The organism is Flagellimonas sp. HMM57, assembly GCF_021390175.1.
Taxonomy (GTDB): Bacteria; Bacteroidota; Bacteroidia; order Flavobacteriales; family Flavobacteriaceae; genus Flagellimonas.
Window position 1 is genome coordinate 1,802,411 of the sequence record NZ_CP090004.1, and the last position, 16,167, is coordinate 1,818,577.

Here is a 16,167-nt window from a genome sequence, read left to right on the forward strand (position 1 = left end):
TTTCCGAATGGAAGGTAAAGGTATTTTAAAAAATTATACTTTAGTCATCACCTAAACCAACTAAATGGATATTCAGACCTTAGACTACAGCATTATTTTCGGCTTTTTTGCCTTAGTACTTTTTATTGGTATTTATGTTTCCAAAAAATCAGGCAAGAATACTGCGGAGTATTTTTTATCAGGAAGAAATATGCCATGGTGGCTATTGGGCTTTTCTATGGTAGCGACCACATTTTCTACAGATACGCCCAACTTGGTAACCGATTTTGTTCGAACGGATGGAGTATCGGGAAACTGGGGTTGGTGGGTCTTTTTGTTGACAGGTCTTTTAACGGTTTTTGTATATGCTAAATTATGGCGGAAATCCAACGTTGCTACAGATATGGAATTCTATGATTTGCGTTATGGGGGAAGACCGGCACATTTCTTGAGGGGGTTCCGTTCTTTATATTTAGGGGTGATATTCAATGTTATGGCAATGGCGGGAGTGACCTTGGCAGCCATTAAAATTGGTCAGGTCATGTTAGGGATTTCACCCCTACAGACCGTATTGGTCGCAGGAAGTATAACCGTCATTTTTAGCGCTATCGGGGGTTTTAGGGGCGTTGTCTACACAGACTTTATCCTTTTTTTTGTAGCTATTGCTGGGGCAATAGGAGCGGCCATTTATTTGGTCAACCTTCCCGAGGTGGGTGGGCTTTCCAATATTTTACAGAATGATTTGGTACGAAGCAAGATGTCCATCTTACCAGAATTCTCGGATACAGAGGCATTGATGACCATATTGGTGGTGCCCTTGGCCGTGCAATGGTGGAGTGCTTGGTATCCGGGCGGTGAACCAGGTGGTGGCGGTTATGTGGCACAGCGTATGTTAGCGGCCAAAAATGAGAATCATGCTGTGGGGGCCACATTTTTCTTTAATATTTTGCATTACGCCTTGCGTCCGTGGCCATGGATTTTAGTCGCCCTAGCATCTTTAGTGGTCTTCCCTGATTTGGAAAGTATACAAGCAGCATTTCCCAATATTGAAGAAAGTAAGTTGGGCCATGATTTGGCGTATTCCGCAATGTTGACCAAGCTCCCCTCCGGATTATTGGGCATTGTACTAGCATCGCTGGGGGCAGCATATATGTCCACTATTTCCACACATTTAAACTGGGGCTCATCTTATGTGGTCAATGATTTTTACAAGCAACAGATCAACAAGAATGCTTCAGAAAAAGAATTGGTTAATGTGGGGCGTATCACTACAATAATTTTAATGGTTTTAAGTGCTATTTTTGCTTTGACCTTGACCAATGCAGTAGAACTGTTCGATATTATCATCATGTTCGGGGCGGGTACCGGACTTATTTTTATTCTGCGCTGGTTTTGGTGGCGTATCAACGCTTGGAGTGAGATAGTGGCTATGTTTGCTTCTGGTTTTATCTCAATACTGTTCTGGCAGTTTGATGCTGTTTTGTTTTCTGGCGAAGCTGCTGTGTTTCCAGCTTGGGCAAAATTTCCGTTAGTAGTGGTGATAACGACCATAGTCTGGTTGGCCACTACCTTTTTAACAAAACCGGAAAGTGAAGAGGTGCTTCGAAATTTCTATGAGAAAACAGAACCGGGAGGCCCGGGATGGAAAAAAATAAGGGAATCCGCAAAGACTAACGATGGTCAAAAATGGATGGTGCCTTCGGGTATTTTGGCCATGCTTTTGGGTTGTGTTTTGGTCTATAGCTGTCTTTTTGCTACAGGTAATTGGATTTACGGGAACTACGAACTAGCAGCAGGACTTACTGTTTTGGTTTTAGTATCGGCCATTGTATTAAGAAAAGTTTGGGATAAGATGAAGAATGTGTTTTAATCAATTTCGCAGCTCCAACAAACGCGATACATATTTCCCGATTACGTCAAATTCAAGGTTTACAACCGTTCCGATTTTGTAGGTATTAAAACGTGTGTGTTCGTAAGTATATGGAATAATGGCAACGCTAAACGTATCTTTTTGGGAATCAACAACGGTCAGACTCACGCCATCTATGGTAATAGAACCTTTTTCGATGGTCACATTATTGAGATGTGAATCATATTGAAAACTGAAAAACCAACTTCCGTCTTTTTCTTCAATGGCAATACAGTTTGCGGTTTGATCCACGTGTCCCTGTACGATGTGACCATCCAATCGTGCGCCAAGAACCATGGCTCTTTCTAAATTTACCATAGCCCCCACTTCCAAGAACCCTAGACTCGTTTTTTGCAAAGTTTCTTCAATAGCGGTGACCGTGTACAAACTTCCTTCTATGGCAACAACGGTCAAACAAACCCCATTATGTGCTACACTTTGGTCAATTTTCAATTCCGAAGTAATTTTTGAAGCTATAGTGATGTGCAGGTTGTCACCCTCCTTTTCCAGTCTTTCAATTTTTCCTAAAGTCTCGATAATGCCAGTAAACATGAATCTTTTTAATTGAGTAGTTTTGTAATGTAAAAGTAGCGATATCGACATTGATTTATGAGAGAAAAAGGAAAAATAAAACTGGGAATTTCAATAGGGGATTTCAATGGTATAGGGTGTGAGGTAGCGCTAAAAACTTTCCTGGATAATCGAATGCTGGATTTTTGTACCCCGATTTTTTTTGCATCGAACAAAATGATTTCCAAACAAAAAAATGATTTAGGCCTTACTATCAGCTTTAATGGGGTAAAAGATGCGCAACATGCTGTTGATGGGAAAATCAATGTCGTCAATATATGGAAAGATACACCCACAGTTGAATTTGGAAAAGCCACTGAGGAAAGTGGTAAGTATGCTATTAAATCGCTGCGGGCTGCAGTAACTGCGTTAAAAAGTGATAAGATAGATGTTTTGGTCACTGCACCCATAAACAAGAACAACATTCAAGCGGACGATTTTAAATTTCCAGGGCATACAGACTACCTCGCCCAAGAACTAAATGGAGAAAGCCTAATGTTTATGGTGGCAGATACATTGCGTGTAGGGTTGCTTACTGACCACATAGCTGTTAAAGAGGTGGCCCAGTCAATTACACCAAAATTGATACAAGAAAAAGTACGTACCATGGAGGAATCCCTTAAAAAGGATTTTAGAATACGAAGACCCAAAATAGCATTATTGGGAATAAACCCACATAGTGGCGATAATGGTACTATTGGAGAAGAGGATGATAAAATTTTGAAACCAGCTATACAGGAATTGTTCGATAAAGGAATACTGGTCTATGGGCCATACTCCGCAGACAGTTTTTTTGGTTCCAATGGGCACAAAAAGTTTGATGCAATTTTGGCGGCATACCACGATCAAGGACTCATACCGTTCAAAACACTTTCGTTTGGTAAGGGCGTAAATTATACGGCAGGATTGGAAAAAGTAAGAACGTCTCCCGATCACGGTACGGCATACGAAATCGCTGGAACGGGACAGGCGGACGAAAGCTCTTTTAAGGAAGCGGTTTTTACTGCAATTCAAGTATTTAAGAATAGGGAAGAATATAAAATATTGAACAAAAACCCATTACAAAAGCAAAGAGTCAAACGAACAAGCTAAAACTTGAGGGCATATTTGCTATATTTATTGTAATTGGATTGCGTTTTTGAATATAAGTAGTATCTTTGCACCCGCCTTTACGGGCTGGTACACAAACCTTAAGTGTAAAAATGATGAAGCTAAAGGAGTTTTTTATTCCTTTTTCGGGATTAAAGTTAGGAAAGCACGAGTTTGAGTATACGATTGAAAATACGTTCTTTGAATCTTTTGATTATCAGGAATTTAATGGCGCATCTATAGAGACCATCGCTGTCTTGGACAAGATGAGTACTATGATGGAGTTGGATATTGAGGCAAAAGGAACTGTAAATGTGGATTGTGATTTAACGGGAGAACCGTTTGATTTGCCCGTTACAGCAACATTGCATTTGGTCATTAAGTTCGGGGAAGAATATAACGATGAAAATGATGAGATTCTTATTATTCCCCATGGCGAGTACCAGATTAATATTGCGCAATACATTTATGAAATGTTAGCGTTGGCAGTTCCACAAAAACGAATACACCCAGGTGTAGAAGATGGAACGCTTCAATCGGAAATCTTGGATAAGCTTGAAGAATTACAACCAAAAGAAATCAAGGAACAATCAGAAAATACAGATCCCAGATGGGACGATTTAAAAAAGTTACTAACGGACAAATAGGTTTATAATGGCACATCCTAAAAGAAAAATATCAAAAACCAGAAGAGATAAAAGAAGAACCCATTACAAGGCGACTATGCCAACAATTGCCAAGGATTCCGTAACAGGAGAAATGCACTTGTTCCACAGGGCTCACTGGCACGAAGGTAAATTGTACTACAAGGGTCAGGTTTTAATCGATAAAACAGAGGAAGAAACTGCTGCGTAAGCGCAGGCCCCTTAAAATAAAAGTAGACTCCCGTCCTAAAACAACGGGAGTTTTTTTATGGACAATAGTTAATTCTAAAAACAAATCAATTTTGGTCAAAAAGTCATAGAAAATGACTATTTTTCACCGTTTTTGGGTCAAATTTTAACTTTTTTTGAGAAAAAAGGGCACTAGTATGAAAAAACAAACAGCAGCTATTACAGCTGTGGGAGGCTATGTTCCAGAGTTCATTTTATCTAACAAAGTGTTAGAAACCATGGTGGAAACCAATGATGAATGGATAACCAGCAGAACAGGAATAAAAGAACGACGAATCTTAAAAGAAGAAAATGCAGGAACTTCTTTTCTTGCTATCAAAGCTGCAGAAGATTTAATACATAAAAGCGGGGTAGATCCAAAAGAAATAGATTTTGTTTTAGTTGCTACAGCGACACCAGATTTGCCAGTTGCAGCAACAGCCGCTTACGTAGCTTCGGAAATTGGAGCGGTAAATGCATTTTCTTACGATTTACAAGCCGCTTGTTCCAGCTTTCTTTTTGGAATGTCTACGGCAGCCAGTTATATAGAATCTGGCAGGTATAAAAAAGTATTGTTGATCGGAGCTGATAAAATGTCTTCCATCATTGATTATACGGACCGTACAACGTGTATCATATTCGGTGATGGAGCAGGAGCCGCATTGTTTGAACCAAACGATGAAGGGTTAGGGCTTCAGGATGAATATTTACGGACAGATGGAGTTGGTCGTCAGTTTTTAAAAATAGAAGCAGGAGGCTCTATTTTACCACCTTCGGAAGAAACGGTCAAGAACAAGCAGCATTATGTCTTTCAAGATGGGAAGTCGGTATTTAAATTTGCCGTATCCAACATGGCCGATGTCTCTGCCTTGATAATGGATAGAAACAATCTGACAAAAGAGGATGTGCAATGGCTGGTGCCACACCAAGCCAATAAACGTATCATAGATGCTACAGCCAACAGAATGGGCGTTGATGCCGATAAAGTCATGATCAATATTCATAAGTACGGTAATACTACCTCGGCAACGTTGCCACTATTATTGCATGACTATGAAAAGCAATTAAAAAAAGGGGACAATCTCATTTTTGCAGCTTTTGGTGGCGGATTTACATGGGGATCTATTTATTTAAAATGGGCCTACAATTCATAAAATAAGAAACTAACTAAATTATATTCCATGGACATTAAGGAAATTCAAAGTTTAATCAAGTTTGTAGCTAAATCGGGTGCCAGCGAGGTAAAGTTGGAGATGGAAGACATAAAGATTACGATTCGTACGGGAAGTGATGCTGTTGCCCCAGAAACTACGATAGTTCAGCAGATTCCTATGGCACAAGCTCCTGCAGCTCCAATGATGCAAGCTCCTGCAGCGGGTGAGCCAGCAGCACCTCAAACTTCAGAGCCGGCAGCGGCAAGCGAAGATTCAAAATACATTACCATCAAATCTCCAATTATTGGAACCTTCTATAGAAAACCATCACCTGACAAGCCAGTTTTTGTTGAGGTTGGAAGTACTATCAATCCTGGAGACGTACTTTGTGTTATTGAAGCGATGAAACTTTTCAATGATATCGAATCTGAAGTTGCCGGTAAAATCGTCAAGGTATTGGTCGATGATTCCTCACCTGTAGAGTTTGATCAACCCTTGTTCTTAGTTGATCCCTCATAATTTTAAGTTTAGAAGTTTTCAGTTTTCAGTTTAAAGCGTACGCCATTAAACTAAAAAACTACTAAACCATAAACTCTTAAACTAAAAAGCATGTTTAAAAAAATATTAATTGCAAATAGGGGCGAAATAGCACTTCGTATTATACGGACTTGTAAGGAAATGGGCATAAAGACAGTCGCGGTTTATTCCAAAGCTGATGAAGAAAGCCTGCACGTGCGTTTTGCTGATGAAGCCGTTTGTATAGGACCTGCACCTAGTCATGAATCGTATCTAAAGATCCCAAATATTATTGCAGCAGCTGAGATTACCAATGCGGATGCCATTCACCCGGGATATGGGTTTCTTTCGGAAAATTCGAAATTCTCCAAGATTTGTGCAGAGCATGAAATCAAGTTCATAGGGGCATCAGGAGAACAAATTGATAAAATGGGCGATAAGGCGACTGCCAAGGAAACCATGAAGAAGGCAGGTGTTCCAACAATCCCAGGTTCAGAAGGACTCCTTAAAGATGTTGCGGATGCTAAAAACATAGCCAAAAAAATGGGCTATCCCGTTATGATAAAGGCCACAGCTGGTGGTGGTGGAAAAGGAATGCGGGCCATTTGGGGAGAAGAGGAAATGGAAAGTAATTTTGAGAGTGCTGTCCAAGAAGCCACAGCTGCTTTTGGCAATGGCGGTATGTACATGGAAAAATTGATCGAAGAACCGCGCCACATAGAAATTCAAGTAGTGGGAGATCAATACGGAAAAGCCTGTCACCTCTCAGAAAGGGATTGTTCTGTACAACGTAGGCACCAAAAGCTTACGGAAGAAACACCATCTCCCTTTATGACGGACAAGCTTCGTGATGACATGGGAAAAGCTGCGGTAAAAGCTGCGGAGTTCATTAAATATGAAGGAGCGGGAACCGTAGAGTTTTTGGTAGATAAGCATAGAAACTTCTACTTTATGGAAATGAACACCCGTATACAGGTAGAACATCCGATTACCGAACAGGTTGTAGACTATGACTTGATTCGCGAACAGATTTTGGTTGCTGGAGGTGTACCTATTTCAGGGAAAAACTATGTTCCAAAACTACATTCCATTGAGTGTAGAATAAACGCAGAAGACCCCTATAACGATTTTAGGCCTTCTCCTGGAGTAATTACTACCCTCCATACACCTGGGGGTCATGGAGTTCGTCTGGACACTCATGTATACAGTGGGTACAGAATTCCGCCCAACTATGATTCAATGATTGCCAAATTGATTACAACGGCCCAAACCAGGGAAGAAGCCATTAATAAAATGCGTAGAGCACTAGATGAGTTTGTGATTGAAGGCGTAAAGACGACCATTCCATTTCATAGACAGTTAATGGATCATCCCGATTATCTGGCGGGAAACTATACAACTGCCTTTATGGACGATTTTGAAATAGATGTCAAATATCAAGACTAATACAAACCCCGATTTATCGGGGTTTTTTATTTCACGGTTTTCAGGTATTTACACTGAACATTTATAAAATAGTTTTGTCCTAATTTAATGTTTAAAACAATTTTCTTCACATAACTAGGTTATGTAAACCACACCATACTATTGACCAATGCTAAAAAGAGCCATAAAAATTTGTTGTCTAGTATTAGTTACGTTATCAACCAGTAGTTGTTTTGATATTTTGGAAGAAGTCAATCTAAATAAAGACGGTAGCGGAACCATGTTATTCACCGTTAATATGAGCAAGAGCAAAACCAAGATAGCTTCTTTAATGCTTCTGGATAGTGTGAATGGTTACAAAGTACCAACGATAGACGATATTGAACTGGCACTGAATGATGTAGTAAAACATTTGGAAAAATCAAAAGGGATAACCAACATCAAAAAAAACAAGGATTTTAAAAACTATATTTTTTCCGTATCGTACAATTTTGAAGATATAGCCAGTTTAAACGGAATCACTTCCCAACTAATCAAAGAACAGAATCGTAGGGAAAAAACCAACTTCAATACATCAAACTTTGCCTACGATGCTTCACAACGGGTTTTTGAAAGAAAGTTCAAGTACGATTCAAGCATTAAAAAGTCTTTTGACTATTTGAAGAAAGAAGACAAAAAAATCTTTCAAGATGCAAGTTTTACATCGATTTATCGGTTTCAGGAACCTGTACAGACAGCTTCGAACAGCAACGCTAAAATAGCGCCTTCAAAAAAAGCGGTAATGCTTCGCGTGGATGCCATGTCATTCATTCTAGGAGAGAAAACAATTCAAAATAAAATAAAACTTATCAATTAAAAATAGCCATGAAACACTTATACACTACCATTTTCTTATGTGGACTTTTTCTATCACTTAATGCTCAGGATTTAGCCAGAAAAATTCCAAGTGAAGCAAATGTTGTTGTTACCGTTAAAGGAAAAAATGTTCTGGAGCTTCTTTCGCTATCCGAATTTTCGAATTCGAGGTTAGGGCAGGAAATGAACAAGGGAATCAGCCGTGAAACCAAAGGTGAACTTTCTACTATTGAGGATTTGGGATTCAATCTAAATGAAAACCTATACTATTTTTTGCAGACCAAGGAAGGGGTGTTCTACAATACATTTATGATTCCCATGAAAAGTACCGCTAACCTCCCAAAATTGTTTCCGCGCGAACGTGATGAGGTCATTAAGGACGGTACTGTTTCTTACGTACAGGAATCGTATAACGGAACGGTAATCATGTGGAATGCCAAAGAATTGGTTTTTGTGATACCCAGCGACCAAAATGAGGATTATAGCTATTTGGATTATGAAGTTCCCGCTACCGTGGCCGAACCCGCACAGGAAGGCATTGTAGAAGGAGCTGTAGAGGAAGCAGTAGAAGCAGCGGAGGAAATAGAAGAATCAGCAGGGGCAGCTGAAGAAATAGAAGAAACTGTTATAGAAGAAGTAGAGATAGTGGAAGAAGTTGTCATAGAAGAGGCCGAAGTTCAGGTGTACGACTACTATAATAGCGAGGAATATAAAAAGCAACAAGAAAGATACGAGCAAAGAAGACTGGAAAGGGAAGCTGCCAAAAAGAAACAAAATACGGTAACGCTAGCTTATGCAAAACAAGTGCTCCTAAGCCAGCCGACCAGGAATATTTTACAGAACAACAGCTATAAAAAAAGCCTAGGAAAGGGCAATGATGAAGTCATGGTCTGGATGAACGATTTTTCTCAAATCTATAAAAATGCATTTCCACCTGGACTTCTGGGTCGTAACAACCCTTATGACTACATGAACTTTGATGAATTTTACAAGGGAACGACGGTAACTGCCAGACTCAATTTTGAAAAGGACGAAGCGGTAATGGGTATTGATTACACCATAAGTGACGAATTGGCAAAGATATACAAGCCCATGTATGAAGGGAAATTCAACAAAAACTTTTTCAGCTACATCAATGAAGATAAACTGTTGGGTTATATAAGCGTTAATCTAAGTACTGCAGGTATTTTAAAGGCGTATCCTTCTTTGATCGAAACCATGTTCGATACTAAAACACAACAATCCGAGAACAAAAAGGCAGCCACGATTGCAGCGGCATCTTCCTCCGTAACCAGACTGTTTTCATTATTGATAGACGAAGAAGGAGCTGCCAAAATCTTAAGAGGCGATATGCTATTATTGTTGACGGATTTACGTGAAAAAGAAGTTACCTATACCGATTATGAGTATGATGAGGAATACAACTACAAAAAAGTAGAGAAGACAAAAACAGAAACGGTGCCCGACTTTTTATTTCTTTTTACTTCCGAAGAGGAAAAAATGTTCAGGAATATCATGAAAATAGGGGTTTTGGAAGAAAAGGTAGATTATGAGAATGACATCTATCACGTAGGACAAACAAGGTCCAATCCTTTCGACATTTATGCAATGTATAAAGATAATACTGTGTTCATAGGTAGCTCTGTGGCACAGTTGACCCAAATCAAAAAAGGCACGTATCCTTCAAAGCTATCCAATACACTTAAAAAAGAGATCAGTAAAAGTTCCACAAGCTTTTATGTTAATGGTAAGAACATTATTTCTGAGATACCTTCAGAAGCTTTTCCCAGAGAATTGCGAAGCAACATAGATTTTCTAACGGACAATACCGAAGACCTCAGGGTGAACTTTTCAAAAATAAAGGGTAATACCATGACTGGAAGAATGGTATTGAAAACTCCTGAAAAGGGTCACAAGAACAGTTTGGCATACTTTATAAACATTATTGATAAATTGATGGAATAGTACATGGGAAAACCTATAAAAAAAGTTTTTTTTGTACTTGTGGCTCTATCGATAGGGTACTATGTGTATACGAGCTATAAAAAGTCAAGTGCTTTGCTGGGCGTAGTCCACCAAGATGCACACAGTATTATCAAAGTCGGAATACACGATCTAAAAGAGACCTTGATTCTAGATGCCTTAGGAGCTCCCCGCTATTATTATAAAAACAGCAAATCATCCTCCGGCGATATTAAAGAAGAAGATGAAGAGAAGGAAGGCTCGGGTGTGGAATTAACGCCTTACAACCTCTTGCTTTTTACCATGCCAGATATTGAAAATACGGTTTTTTCGGTTTTTAGAATCGACGACGCTACTGATTTCGAAAAGTACATCAAAAGGGAAATCAACGATAAGGTAGATAAAATTCATACTTCAGATGCTAAAGCATATCAGTTTGCTTGGTTCAAAAACGGAAACATAGCATTGGCATGGAACACTGAAAAGTTGATAGTAGCTGGATCACTCAAGATTGAAAAGTCGGCTATAAGAACTGTTTTTAAAGAAGTTTTGGTCGATGGCAAGACCATTGATGATAGCGATCACGATTTAATTAAAGCCGTGAAAGAAGCACCGGGACACTTGGTGTATGCTGACACTAAAGGGATTTCCACAGTATCATTTAAGGATGGTGCTGCGGTTTTAAGGGGCAACGCATTAACTAGTAGGTCGCACACGAAGGAATTTGTGACCCCAGTGTATCAAGATCCTTCTCTTTCCTTTCATTACGACCTTAATCTGAAGCAAAGTTCCGAGAAGGAGAAACTTGCTCAAAAATTAAATGGAATATCTTTTTTTAGTAAAAACAACTTAACCCCACTTGAGCTGTTGCAACCTTTTGATGGAGCGCTTAGCCTTTGCATTGCTGGAAGGACCGCCCAAAATGATACCATTGTTACTTACGGATATGACGACAATTTTGAGAAAATAGCGCAAAAAACGATTGAACGGAAAGAAGTTCCCCAATTCTATATGAATTTGGGATCAACACAGGGCAGTGTAAAAGAATATCTTTTGGAAGCAGGGGCATTGTCCAATAGCGATGTCTTCAAACCATTTCCTTTGTATCAATTGCGTGTATCCGAAAATGATTCGAGAACTACGTTTAACACAGGAGATTCCATTTCCTCCCAAACACAGAAAACCAGTTCCTATTTTTTCAATCTTCAGGCCAATTTTAATAGGCTACAGCAAGATATGGGCATACCTCAGACCGAAAAATTATTTTCCTTGTTAAAAAATATGCGCGTACAAGCATGGCAGGAAGCCGAGGATGAAATTCAGATTGAAGGGTTTATCAAAGCAAAGGAAGAATATATAAACATACTTTCCCAAGTCTTTTTTGGATTGAATGCCGAGAAAGACGACGATCAAGAAGCCAAATTATAAACGTATTTTAGTCTGATGGGACTAAGTTATTGGGAACACAAAACATGGTTTTCCAAAGTTGACTTCACAATTGTCGGGAGTGGTATCGTTGGGCTTAATTGTGCCCTGCATTTGAAGGAAAAATATCCAAAAAGTGAAGTTCTGCTCTTGGAAAAAGAACCTTTACCTCAAGGAGCAAGTACGAAGAATGCCGGGTTTGCCTGTTTTGGAAGTATTTCCGAAATCTTAGCGGATTTAAAAACCCATACAGAGCAAGAAGTAATTGATTTGGTCCAAAAACGTTGGGAAGGCATTCAGCTCTTACGGCAAATTTTGGGAGATAGAGCGATAGGTTTTGAAAACAATGGGGGACATGAACTATTTCTACATAAAGATGTTGTGTTGTATGAAGGGTGTTTACATGAAATGGAGCGATTGAACAAGATGCTCGAGCCCATATTTGGGGCGTTTCCTTTCCTGAAAAATGACAATTTTTTTCAGTTTGAAAAAATCAAGGAACATTACATCACGCATCAATTTGAAGGGCAATTGGATACGGGGCAAATGATGTCCGCATTACTTCAAAAATGTCAGCAAAAGGGAGTGCGTATTTTAAATGGGGTAGAAGTTGAAACTTTGGAAGATGTAGAAAACACAGCTGTAGTGAAAACCAAAACGTTTGCCTTTAAAACGAAGAAAGTATTTGTGGCAACCAATGGTTTTTCGTCCAAACTCTTAAAAAATAAAGGGGTTGCCCCAGCCAGGGCCCAGGTTTTAATCACGAAGCCCATTAAAAATCTAAAAATAAAAGGAACTTTTCATTTTGATGAAGGATACTATTATTTTAGGAATGTCGATAACCGAATTCTCTTTGGCGGTGGTCGTAATCTCGATTTTGAAACCGAAGCGACTGCTTCTTTTGGAGAAACCCCCTTGGTTCAAAACACTCTTGAAAAACTTCTTGCAGAAGTAATTTTGCCAAATCAATCTATTGAAATAGACCAAAGATGGAGTGGAATCATGGGCATTGGACTACAAAAGAACCCAATCCTTGAACAAATATCCAACAACATTTATTGTGGAATACGTTTAGGGGGAATGGGCATTGCCTTGGGTAGCCTAGTCGGTAAGGAACTCGCTGATTTAGTCGAGTAAATAAATACCCTTGGGGCAAGCTCACATCAGATATTAAAACTTCAAGTACAAATCCTAAAACAAGATTAGCCGAGAATTTGTGCCAATTTGTGTAATTCGTGTCCAACAATCCGAACAAAATAGTCAACAAGCTTAAGCAAATCAAGCTCTGTGAGATTAAATCATCCTACCATCCAACAAATTGATGATTCTGGAGCCATATTCCGCATTTTTTTCAGAGTGTGTAACCTGAACAATGGTAACGCCCTCATCATTCAGTTGTTTGAACATGTCCATGATTTCCTCACCTTGCTTGGAGTTCAAGTTTCCTGTAGGCTCATCCGCCAAGATCAATTTTGGACTGGAAATCAGCGCTCTGGCAACTCCCACCAACTGCTGTTGTCCGCCACTTAATTGGGCGGGGAAAAGGTCTTTTTTGCCCACAATATTAAATCGGTCCAACATGTCAGCGACCATGGCCTTGCGTTCGGTACCTTTGAATTTTTTGTACAGTAACGGCATCTCTAAATTCTCTTTGACCGTGAGTTCATCCAATAAATGGTACGACTGAAAAACAAAACCTATGTATTCTTTATAGAGCTTGGCACGGTCTTTTTCCTTTAACGTATGTACGGATTCTTCTAAAAACTGGTATTCCCCCTCATCAAACCCATCCAACATCCCGATGACGTTCAACAATGTGGATTTCCCTGAACCCGAAGGTCCCATAATGGAAATAAACTCCCCTTCCTCTATATTAAGGTTAATGTCCTTGAGCAAAAAAATGCGTTGGCCTCCTGAATTGACCCATTTAAAAATATTGTTTAGTTGTAAAAGCATAGTATATATTAATTTTATTGTTCCCGCAAGCGCAGGTATTATTTTAGTTTTTCATTCTTCTCTAAGCGTATTGATGGGATTCCTATTCGCGGCTCTGATAGCCTGACTTCCTACAGTAAACATTGCTACCGATAGCGCTGCCACACCAGCACCTATAAAATACCAGATTTTCAGAGGAATGCGATACGCAAATTGACCAAGCCAATTTGTAGCAAGTAGATATGCAATGGGCAGTGCGATAAGCATGGAAATCAGGACCAGTTTTACAAACTCGCTCGAGAGCATTACCGTTACTTGCCCAATGCTTTGGCCAAGCACTTTACGAATACTGATTTCTTTTTTTCTGCGCTCAGCAGTGAATGCGGCCAACCCAAAAAGACCCAAGCAAGATATTAGTATAGCGAGCCCTGCAAAATATTTTGATAAAATGGCTACACGTTGTTCCGATTCGTAAAGTTGCTGGTATTGTTCGTCCAAAAACCTGAAATCGAAAGTTAGTCCGGGATTAAACGTATTGTGAAGATCGGTCAATGCCGCAATAGTAGCTTTCTCTTTACCAGATTTGATTTTTACCATCAGGGTACCGACCCATTCGGTTCTGCAGAGCAATGCCATGGGCGCTATTTCATCATAAAGGGATTGAATATTAAAATCTTTGACTACCCCTATGATCTCTCGGTTTGGACCGCGCATGTCTATTCTGGTACCGATAGGGTTTTTTAACCCCATAAGTTTTACTGCGGTTTCGTTCAATATGATTTTTGAGTCATTATTGGGTTTTTCACTGATGTACGAACGCCCTTCTTTCATTTCTATGCCCATAGTCTCTATAAATTCGGGGCCAACATGGGCATGTCTAAAGGTCAACTTTTTGGATGCTTCAGTTTGACCGGGCCATCGATGATCTGAAGAAGAGTTGTTAAAGCTCGTCATACCACCTTGCATGTAAGATGCATTGACGACTCCAGGTATTTGTTTTGCTTGTTCAAGAAAGGTTTCCATGTTGTCGACAAGACCATCCTGACGTTCAAAAATCATGACGTTGTCCTTGTTGTAGCCTAGATTTTTGGATTGAATGAAATCCAATTGCATGTAAATAACACTAACGGCAACAATAAGAAAAATAGAGATGCTAAATTGAAAGATGACCAAGCCTTTTCGTACCAGTAATTCCCCAAACGAAGTCTTGATTTTTCCCTTTAGGACTTTAGCGGCATCGAATTTAGTAAGGTATAGAGCGGGATAACTACCAGAAGCTAAACCTGTCAGCAATGTTATGGCGATTAAGGCCATGGTCATGTTGTTATCAACAGAAAAGACAAGGTCTTTGCCAGTAACACCATTGAACCATGATAAAATCAGTATAACAAAGACTGAAGCACAGAACAAAGAGAAAAAGGAGAGTACTATGGACTCGGTCAAAAATTGAAAAATCAAAACTTTTCTGTTTGCCCCGACTGCTTTTTTAACCCCAACTTCTTTTAAGCGTCTGGAAGCCCTTGCCGTAGAGAGATTCATAAAATTGATACATGCTATGGCCAAAACAAAAATTGCTACTAACGAAAACAAGATGACATAATTGATTCGCCCTCCCGTTTGTTTTCCATTTTCGAAGTTCCCTTTTAGATAATTGTCGGCATAACGGGTGAAAAATACTGTGGCCAGATTGTATTCGTTTTTATTCTTGATAAAATCGGCCATTTTATTGTTGAAATGGTCGATGTGTACATCGGGATTGAGCAAAGCGTACATCCTAGAACTGTTGCTTCCCCAATGGATATTATCGGCATCTCGCCGCTGTAAAAACTTTTTATAGGACAATACAAAATCAAACTTTTTGGAGGAATTCGCTGGAATATCGAATACCCCTGTTACAGTAAAGATGCCGTCCACCCCTTCTTCACCATGCTTTATGGTCAAGCTTTTTCCCATGGGGTCTACTCCTTGTCCAAAGAAATTACGGGCCATTTCCTTAGAAATGACTACGGCGTTTATATCTTTTAAAACTGTATGCTTACTGCCGTGAATCAAAGGATAGGAGAATAGCTTAAAATAGTCTTCACTTGCCATATTACCTATAGCGGTCAGCTTTTTGTCATCTGTTTTGACCATGGCGCCGGTATCGAATTCAAATACTGCAGTTGCCATTTCAACTTCGGGCACCTCAGTCTGTAGTGCTGTTAGCATTAAGCTTGAATTGGAACTATAGGTGGCCAAGGAGCCTTGACCATCTGGCACATGCCGCAAGACTTGGTACAATCGCTTTTCGTGCTCATGGAAGGTATCTATGCTTAACTCGTCTGAAATCCAGAGATATACCAATAGCACACAGGCTAAGCCAGATGACAGACCAATTAAGTTAATAAGGAAACTGCTTTTGTGTTTTTTAATGTTACGGAAGAAAAGCAGCAAATTGTGTTTTAACATTTTTTCAAGTTTTTAGTGTGATGGCTCA

At 39.5% G+C, this 16,167-nt stretch carries 14 protein-coding genes; 11 read left to right on the top strand and 3 right to left on the bottom strand.

Translation table 11 applies throughout. The features are described 5' to 3' along the window. Positions 1–64: 64 nt before the first annotated feature. Positions 65–1,849: a sodium:solute symporter family protein gene (locus LV716_RS07975; RefSeq protein ID WP_163417214.1), complete on the top strand. Its 1,785-nt coding sequence runs from the start codon at positions 65–67 to the stop codon at positions 1,847–1,849. Here LV716_RS07975 and LV716_RS07980 read toward each other — a convergent pair whose 3' ends face one another. Beyond that, a complete protein-coding gene (locus tag LV716_RS07980) occupies positions 1,850–2,440 on the bottom strand; it encodes a riboflavin synthase (RefSeq protein ID WP_163417215.1) in 591 nt (196 codons plus the stop codon). It abuts the gene before it with no gap. A 57-nt stretch (positions 2,441–2,497) separates the two neighbouring features. Between LV716_RS07980 and pdxA the strand changes: the two genes are divergently transcribed. From pdxA to LV716_RS08030, 10 genes are all read left to right on the top strand, one after another. Beyond that, a complete protein-coding gene (gene pdxA / locus LV716_RS07985; protein WP_163417216.1) occupies positions 2,498–3,550 on the top strand; it encodes a 4-hydroxythreonine-4-phosphate dehydrogenase PdxA in 1,053 nt (350 codons plus the stop codon). 110 nt (positions 3,551–3,660) lie between these two features. Beyond that, positions 3,661–4,194 (top strand): DUF177 domain-containing protein, encoded by a 534-nt coding sequence (locus tag LV716_RS07990; RefSeq protein WP_163417217.1) that lies wholly within the window; start codon positions 3,661–3,663, stop codon positions 4,192–4,194. Between the two features lie 7 nt (positions 4,195–4,201). Next, positions 4,202–4,402 (top strand): 50S ribosomal protein L32, encoded by a 201-nt coding sequence (gene rpmF / locus LV716_RS07995; RefSeq protein ID WP_163417218.1) that lies wholly within the window; start codon positions 4,202–4,204, stop codon positions 4,400–4,402. A gap of 175 nt (positions 4,403–4,577) precedes the next feature. Then, a complete protein-coding gene (locus LV716_RS08000) occupies positions 4,578–5,573 on the top strand; it encodes a beta-ketoacyl-ACP synthase III (RefSeq protein ID WP_163417219.1) in 996 nt (331 codons plus the stop codon). A gap of 27 nt (positions 5,574–5,600) precedes the next feature. Next, positions 5,601–6,092: an acetyl-CoA carboxylase biotin carboxyl carrier protein gene (gene accB / locus LV716_RS08005; RefSeq protein ID WP_163417220.1), complete on the top strand. Its 492-nt coding sequence runs from the start codon at positions 5,601–5,603 to the stop codon at positions 6,090–6,092. Between the two features lie 90 nt (positions 6,093–6,182). Then, positions 6,183–7,535 (top strand): acetyl-CoA carboxylase biotin carboxylase subunit, encoded by a 1,353-nt coding sequence (accC, locus tag LV716_RS08010; RefSeq protein ID WP_163417221.1) that lies wholly within the window; start codon positions 6,183–6,185, stop codon positions 7,533–7,535. Positions 7,536–7,683: 148 nt separating this feature from the next. Next, entirely contained in the window at positions 7,684–8,370 is a 687-nt protein-coding gene (locus LV716_RS08015; RefSeq protein ID WP_163417222.1) for a hypothetical protein, read from the top strand. An 8-nt stretch (positions 8,371–8,378) separates the two neighbouring features. Further along, positions 8,379–10,334, top strand: coding sequence for a DUF4836 family protein (locus LV716_RS08020; protein WP_163417223.1), 1,956 nt, complete (start codon positions 8,379–8,381; stop codon positions 10,332–10,334). A gap of 3 nt (positions 10,335–10,337) precedes the next feature. Beyond that, positions 10,338–11,759, top strand: a complete 1,422-nt coding sequence (locus LV716_RS08025) for a hypothetical protein (RefSeq protein ID WP_163417224.1) — start codon at positions 10,338–10,340, stop codon at positions 11,757–11,759. A 15-nt stretch (positions 11,760–11,774) separates the two neighbouring features. Continuing rightward, the gene (locus LV716_RS08030; protein WP_163417225.1) at positions 11,775–12,893 is read left to right on the top strand and encodes an FAD-binding oxidoreductase; all 1,119 of its coding nucleotides are present in this window, start codon (positions 11,775–11,777) and stop codon (positions 12,891–12,893) included. A gap of 156 nt (positions 12,894–13,049) precedes the next feature. Here the strand turns inward: LV716_RS08030 and LV716_RS08035 are convergent, their stop codons facing one another. Together LV716_RS08035 and LV716_RS08040 are read right to left on the bottom strand one after the other, a co-directional pair. Further along, entirely contained in the window at positions 13,050–13,712 is a 663-nt protein-coding gene (locus LV716_RS08035; RefSeq protein ID WP_163417226.1) for an ABC transporter ATP-binding protein, read from the bottom strand. A gap of 51 nt (positions 13,713–13,763) precedes the next feature. Further along, positions 13,764–16,139: an ABC transporter permease gene (locus LV716_RS08040; RefSeq protein WP_163417227.1), complete on the bottom strand. Its 2,376-nt coding sequence runs from the start codon at positions 16,137–16,139 to the stop codon at positions 13,764–13,766. Positions 16,140–16,167 lie beyond the last annotated feature (28 nt).

What these genes read in the sequence shown, in the direction of transcription:
- LV716_RS07975 (WP_163417214.1), top strand. Translation starts at nt 65, where the DNA reads ATGGATATTCAGACCTTAGACTACAGCATTATTTTCGGCTTTTTTGCC.
- LV716_RS07980 (WP_163417215.1), bottom strand. Translation starts at nt 2,440, where the DNA reads ATGTTTACTGGCATTATCGAGACTTTAGGAAAAATTGAAAGACTGGAA.
- pdxA (WP_163417216.1), top strand. Translation starts at nt 2,498, where the DNA reads ATGAGAGAAAAAGGAAAAATAAAACTGGGAATTTCAATAGGGGATTTC.
- LV716_RS07990 (WP_163417217.1), top strand. Translation starts at nt 3,661, where the DNA reads ATGATGAAGCTAAAGGAGTTTTTTATTCCTTTTTCGGGATTAAAGTTA.
- rpmF (WP_163417218.1), top strand. Translation starts at nt 4,202, where the DNA reads ATGGCACATCCTAAAAGAAAAATATCAAAAACCAGAAGAGATAAAAGA.
- LV716_RS08000 (WP_163417219.1), top strand. Translation starts at nt 4,578, where the DNA reads ATGAAAAAACAAACAGCAGCTATTACAGCTGTGGGAGGCTATGTTCCA.
- accB (WP_163417220.1), top strand. Translation starts at nt 5,601, where the DNA reads ATGGACATTAAGGAAATTCAAAGTTTAATCAAGTTTGTAGCTAAATCG.
- accC (WP_163417221.1), top strand. Translation starts at nt 6,183, where the DNA reads ATGTTTAAAAAAATATTAATTGCAAATAGGGGCGAAATAGCACTTCGT.
- LV716_RS08015 (WP_163417222.1), top strand. Translation starts at nt 7,684, where the DNA reads ATGCTAAAAAGAGCCATAAAAATTTGTTGTCTAGTATTAGTTACGTTA.
- LV716_RS08020 (WP_163417223.1), top strand. Translation starts at nt 8,379, where the DNA reads ATGAAACACTTATACACTACCATTTTCTTATGTGGACTTTTTCTATCA.
- LV716_RS08025 (WP_163417224.1), top strand. Translation starts at nt 10,338, where the DNA reads ATGGGAAAACCTATAAAAAAAGTTTTTTTTGTACTTGTGGCTCTATCG.
- LV716_RS08030 (WP_163417225.1), top strand. Translation starts at nt 11,775, where the DNA reads ATGGGACTAAGTTATTGGGAACACAAAACATGGTTTTCCAAAGTTGAC.
- LV716_RS08035 (WP_163417226.1), bottom strand. Translation starts at nt 13,712, where the DNA reads ATGCTTTTACAACTAAACAATATTTTTAAATGGGTCAATTCAGGAGGC.
- LV716_RS08040 (WP_163417227.1), bottom strand. Translation starts at nt 16,139, where the DNA reads ATGTTAAAACACAATTTGCTGCTTTTCTTCCGTAACATTAAAAAACAC.